Source organism: Dietzia cercidiphylli (genome assembly GCF_014145145.1).
In the GTDB taxonomy this organism is placed as follows: domain Bacteria; phylum Actinomycetota; class Actinomycetes; order Mycobacteriales; family Mycobacteriaceae; genus Dietzia; species Dietzia natronolimnaea.
Map to the genome: position 1 here is coordinate 1 of NZ_JAALEA010000061.1, position 6,266 is coordinate 6,266.

Genomic DNA, 6,266 nt, shown 5'->3' on the forward strand with positions numbered 1-6,266 from the left:
AATATCCGGTGGCCCCCAAGCCTCCAAATACTCAGTGAGTCGCCGTAAAGTTGTGGCGTGGTTCCAAGTCCCTCTGAATTCAGAAAACGGCCCACGATTGCCGACGATGGAGATGATCAGCTCGGATCGGCGTTGCACGAGAACCCCGCGAATGCCGTTCGTCGCGCCGCAGCTCGAGAACGGGCGTCTCGGTACCTCGAGATGATCGATCAAGGGAAGACCCTGACGCAGATCGCAGATGGGGAGGGTATCTCACGGCGGACCGTGAAGAATGTGGTTCGGCGAGAGCGCCGATCACGAGGTATTGAGCCTGGGGGAGGGACTACGGCGGATTGAGGCCTGGGGTGTCAGTCCCAGCGCTTAAACGTAAGGTCACGGGGTGACTCCTAGCGCCACCCTTGTCCTTGACCGCGACTCTATCCGCCGGTCGTTGACCCAATTCTCCTCTTTTTGGCGAGAACGCATCGATGGCTGGAGGGCTGAGTCGGTCACTGGGACCGAGCGCTCGCATGCTCAGCAGTATTGGTCGGATTTGCTCAAGTGTTTTGGTGTCATCCCCGAGCGGATCGACCTATTTGAGCGAGACGCCGGGCGCGCTACCACTGGTGGCGCCGGTTACATCGACCTCTTCTGGTCGGGGGTGGTTATCGGGGAGGCCAAGTCGCTCGGCCGAGATCTCGATGCTGCCTTTGCCCAAGCGCTTGACTACTTGGCCGGTGGTTCCATCGCCGATCATGAGTTCCCCAAGTATGTCCTTGTCTCCGACTTCGAACACTTGAGAATCGACCGTCTCGGCGAGGACGCCTGGACCGTCGAAGTACGCATTGAGGACATCGCGGACCACGTCGACCAGCTGATGTTTCTTGCAGGCCGGGAGACGATCACCAAGCAAGATGAGGTTGACGCGTCCATTGCGGCGAGCAGGCTCATGGCTGACATGTACAACGCCATGCTTGGGGAAGACGCCGACGCAGGTATCAGTGATGACGCCGCGCAGAACCCAGAGGACGAAGACATCGCAGTTCAGCGCACGTCGATGTGGATGACGCGACTGCTCTTCCTCCTCTATGGCGACGATGCAGGCCTCTGGGAGGAGGACCTCTTCTACCGATTCGTCCTGTACGACACCACCACAGACAACCTCGGGGCGCAGCTCACGGCGCTGTTTCATGTACTAAATACACCAATAGGCCAGCGTCGCCGAGTTCCGCAATCTATGGTCCGATTCCCCTACGTCAATGGTTCAGTATTCCATGACACGCTCGTCCCGGAGTACTTCGACGAAGGGTTCCGTGAGGCACTCCTAGCTGCGTGTCGCTTTCATTGGACTCGAATCTCACCCGCCGTCTTCGGCGCGATGTTCCAGCTCGTCAAGAGCAAGGAAGCCCGAAGGGTCGATGGGGAGCACTACACTTCAGAGACCAACATTCTCAAGGTCCTCGAGCCTCTAGTGCTCGATCAGCTCCGCGAACAGGCGGACCGGCTCATCGCCAACAAATCGACCTCGCAGAAGGCGCTGAGACAGTTCCGCGACGATCTGGCGACGATGCAGTTTGTCGACCCAGCTTGTGGGTGCGGAAACTTCTTAGTCGTGGCTTATCGCGAGCTCCGCCGGGTCGAGACCCGGATCATCGTTGAGTTGCGGCGGCGCGAGAGGCTCACCACGGCCTCGTTCGACGTGAGCTTGGACCAGAAGCTCTCGATCGACCAGTTCCATGGCTTCGAAGTCAATTGGTGGCCAGCGAAGATTGCGGAAACAGCAATGTTCCTAGTCGACCACCAGGCGAACCGCGAACTCGCTGCCGCCGTTGGCGACGCTCCAAACCGTCTGCCCATCAAGATTACGGCGCATATCCGCCACGCTAATGCCCTCCAACTGGCCTGGGATACCGTTCTGCCCCGGCCAGCGGGACCAACATACGTGTTCGGTAATCCGCCGTTCCTAGGTGACCACACGCGCACCAAGGAGCAGCTTTCAGACTTGAGGGCGGCGTGGGGTGGAAAGAAGAAACTTGGACGTCTCGACTACGTAACCGGGTGGCATGCAAAGACTCTCCATCTCCTGGCTAGCCGGCCCGGCGAGTTCGCCTACGTTACGACCAACTCCATCACCCAAGGCGATCAAGTGCCACGTCTCTTCGAGCCCATCTACTCTGAGGGATGGCGTATCAAGTTCGGCCACCGCACCTTCGCCTGGGACTCCGAGGCTCCAGGCAAAGCCGTGGTTCACTGCGTGATAGTTGGTTTCACGAGAGACCGCGCAGCTCGGCAGTCTCTTTGGGACTACGAAACTCCGAATGCAAACCCGATCAAACTCAAACTCAAGACTGGGATCAACGCCTACCTCGTCGATGGCGCTAGCGTCCTCGTTGACACACGTTCGCGTCCGCTTTCGCCAGGGGTACCCGCGCTCGCTAAGGGCTCGATGCCGACTGACGACGGAAATCTCGTCGTGACAGAGGAACAGGTCGAATCGGTGCGCGCTGATCCGATCCTCACCAAATATTTGCGCCCCTATATCGGAACGACCCAGATGCTCTATGGGAAGAAGCGGTGGTGCCTCTGGCTTGCCAGTCTCGACCCCGCGGACCTCAATCGCTCCGCTGAGCTCCGTCGACGAATCGCCGCGGTTAAAAAGTTCCGGAGCGATTCGAAAGCTGAAACCACACGGGACTACAGGCACGACCACCTGTTCCGGCAATTCGGATTCGTCTCGGACAGCACGTTTATCGCGCTCCCTGAGGTCAGCTCGGTGAACCGGCGTTACCTACCAGTCGGTTTCCTCGACCCGGATTGCATCATCTCGAACAAGATCTATGGAGCCGAAGATGACGGTGGGGTGCTCTTCGCGATAGCCAGCTCCACCATGTTCATAACCTGGATGAAGACCGTCGGTGGCCGCATGAAGTCCGACCTAAGCCTCTCGAGCACGATTACTTGGAATAACTTCCCGATCCCTGACTTGGACGAACAGACGCGCACCGCGGTCATCAAGGCTGGTCTCGGTATTCGCGCGGCCCGCGAGAAATATCCCGAGCGCACGCTCGCTGAGCACTACAACGTCACCGCGATGGACCCAAGCCTCGTCGGAGCTCATGACGCTCTCGACCGGGTGATCGACAAGGCTTTCGGTGCAACCCGGCGAATCGCCGGCCTCGAACAGCGGCAGGAGGTCCTATTCGCTCACTATGCCGCCGCCATCAGCTAGCTGTACTGACCGGGGACATTAATCGAGGAAATAGTTGACCTTGTCGTAACGGCAATGTTTACGGTTGCTTGTCATGACCATTTCAATGATTGACAGTGCCTCGGGCATGCGCCGAGTCCTGACTGCGGATGCGAAGGATCGCGACGACCTCATCCGTGACATGTGGGCTCCCATGTCGGGGATGTACCACTTCATTCCCGGCGGTGTGGACATGGCCACCGTGCACCAGCAGAACTTTGGCTTCCGTCCAGACTCCGCGATCGAGCGGGTCCGCGAAGGTTTGGAGTCTCTTGTCGCGGCCGATGCGTGGACCCGCATCGAGAAGGCCCTCGAGGAGGGCGTGGAAGCGTTGGCGTCTGCCGATCCGGGTGTGACGATCCCCGACGTGAACGTGTTGCTCGTCCTGGGGGATCCGACGAGCCAGCACTTCGTCGACGAGGTGCAAGGGATGTCCGGATTTGGCGGGATCAGTGGCTACATAGCCATCACCGTCTGGCCAACCTCGCGCGTCCTCGATCGCCTCGAGGCGATCGCGGTCCACGAACTACACCACAACGTGCGCTATTCACCCGGCGGGATCGTGTGGGATCCACAGACGGTGATGGTTGGCGAGCACGTTGTGTCTGAAGGGCTCGCGGATGTTTTCGCGTCCGAACTGTACGGCGACGCCGGCTACACCCACTTCGTGCGCGACGAAACCCGCTCCGACGACCAGGTCCTGGCGAAGGTCGCCAGCGGACTGGGCGTCACCGGAATGGCAGACTTCGCAGCCTGGGTGCTGGGCGACTCCAGCGCACAACTATTCGGTGCCGAGCCTGTCGGCCTGCCAACCGGGGCTGGCTATGCAGCCGGTGCTCGGCTTGTCCGCGCATACCTCGACGCCACGGGCACCACGGCCGCCCAAAACGTCAGCACTCCCGCGTCCGAGATCCTGCGCATTGCGCTGCCACGGCTGGGCCTGACCACAGACGGGGCACACTGAGCAGCAGGTCGAACGACAGGAGCCCGGTGATGGAATGGACGGTGCACGAGCTCGCTGAACGCGCAGGCATCAGCGGCCGCACGCTGCGCCACTATCACCGCATCGGGCTGCTCGAGCCCGACCGCGTCGGGGCCAACGGCTACCGCTACTACGGTCCCGACGCGGTCGCTCGCCTGCAACGCATCCTCCTTCTCCGTGACACGGGTATGCCACTGGCCGACATCGCCGCAGTCCTCGACGCCCCCGAGACGCCCACCGCCGAGGTCGAAGCGCTCCAGGCCCACCTGACACAGCTGGCCGAGGACCGCGAGGCCATAGACCGGCGCATCAGCGCGGTCGAGCACACCCTGCAGATGCGCCGAGAGGGCCGTGAACCACGCATGGACGTGATGCTCGAAGGCTTCAACGACCGCTACGAGGCCGAGGTCGTACGACGGTGGGGGCGCGAGGCCTTCGCCGCGTCGAACCGCTGGTGGCATGCCAAGTCCCTGGGACAGCAACGCGACTGGCAAACCAGCGCCCAGGCCCTGCTCACACGGTGGGCAGAAATCTACGAAACCGGGCAGACGCCCGACTCACCAGTTGCTCAATCCCACGCTGCCGACCACATGGCCTGGTTTGCTGACATCCCCGGAACACCCACCCACGCCGGCGATGCCGAACGATCCGCCGCAATGGTGCAAGGCATGGCCGACCTCTACGAAACCAACCCCGACTTCCACCAGACCTTCGGCAGCCCAGAGGCCGCGCAGTTCGCCGCGAACGCATTGCGCATCCACGTGCAGCATCCGGCCTGACAGCGGCGTGTGCTGCGGCGCCGTCCCGGACCGAAAGATGACATGTCCCATCCCAACGCTGCCCTCACACCGCGTCACCGTCTGAAGGTTGCCCAACTCGTCGTCGAGGAGGGCTGGCCGATCAGTGAGGTCGCCGCGCGTTTCCAGGTCTCGTGGCCGACCGTGAAACGCTGGGTCGACCGCTACCGCGCCGGCGAGCCCATGCACGACCGGTCCTCCCGCCCGAAGAGTTCGCCGAACAAGACAAGCACGCCCGTCACGAAACGGTGCATCAACCTGCGGATTAGGTTGCGGGAAGGTCCAGTTCAACTATCAGCAAGGCTCGGGATCGCGCCCTCCACAGTCCACCGCATCCTCACCGCCGCTCGATTGAATCGGCTATCGCACGTCGACCGGGCGACCGGCGAACCGATCCGTCGTTACGAGCACGCACACCCCGGGTCGCTGGTGCACGTGGACGTGAAGAAGCTGGGGAACATCCCCGACGGCGGTGGCTGGCGCTATGTCGGCCGACGCCAAGGCGACCGCAACCGCGTCGGCACACCGGATAAGCCACGCAATCGGTACGGCGGACCCAAGCTGGGCTACGCCTACGTCCACACCGTGATCGACGACCACTCCCGCGTCGCGTACACCGAGGTCCACGACGACGAGACTGCTGTCACTGCCGTTGGCGTCCTGCATCGAGCTGCCGGCTGGTTCGCTGAGCGTGGGGTAACGATCGAGCGAGTACTGTCCGACAACGGCGGTGCCTACCGGTCGCATCTGTGGCGTGATACCTGCGAGGCGTTGTCGATCCGACCGGGGTACACGCGCCCGTATCGACCCCAGACGAACGGGAAGGTCGAGCGCTTCCACCGCACAATGGCCGACGGGTGGGCTTACGCCCGCTGCTACCGCTCAGAGGCAGAACGACGCGATGCTCTCGAGTCATGGCTGCACCACTACAACCATCACCGACCCCACACGGCCTGCGCGAACCAGCCACCCTTCACGCGATTGATCAATGTCCCCGGTCAGTACAGCTAGCCGCCTTCGAGCGGGGAGCAATCTGAAGAGATGGTGGGCTGCACGTCAGTTACAGGTCTGAAGCTGCGGGTCACGCAGCACGCAGAGCTGAGGGATGCGGTCGTGCCGTGCGGGATTCGGACTGAGTCGGAAGCGTCACTCTTGGACGGCCGGAAGCCAGCTTGGGTGGGATCGCTTGATTCACTGGGTACACCCATGTGGGACGCGATGCCGCCAGCCGTCCCCGCTGTGTCACAGGGTCGATGTAGCC

At 62.0% G+C, this 6,266-nt stretch carries 4 protein-coding genes; all 4 read left to right on the top strand.

Annotated elements, in window-relative coordinates:
• Positions 1–379 precede the first annotated feature (379 nt).
• The 4 genes from G6028_RS02980 (at position 380) to G6028_RS02995 (ending at position 6,016) form a co-directional block, all read left to right on the top strand.
• Entirely contained in the window at positions 380–3,208 is a 2,829-nt protein-coding gene (locus G6028_RS02980; protein ID WP_182658005.1) for a class I SAM-dependent DNA methyltransferase, read from the top strand.
• A gap of 73 nt (positions 3,209–3,281) precedes the next feature.
• Positions 3,282–4,190, top strand: a complete 909-nt coding sequence (locus G6028_RS02985; protein WP_182658006.1) for a DUF2268 domain-containing putative Zn-dependent protease — start codon at positions 3,282–3,284, stop codon at positions 4,188–4,190.
• Between the two features lie 29 nt (positions 4,191–4,219).
• Positions 4,220–4,987, top strand: a complete 768-nt coding sequence (locus G6028_RS02990; RefSeq protein WP_182658007.1) for a MerR family transcriptional regulator — start codon at positions 4,220–4,222, stop codon at positions 4,985–4,987.
• Positions 4,988–5,029: 42 nt separating this feature from the next.
• Entirely contained in the window at positions 5,030–6,016 is a 987-nt protein-coding gene (locus G6028_RS02995) for an IS481 family transposase (protein WP_182658008.1), read from the top strand.
• The last annotated feature ends 250 nt before the right edge of the window (positions 6,017–6,266 follow it).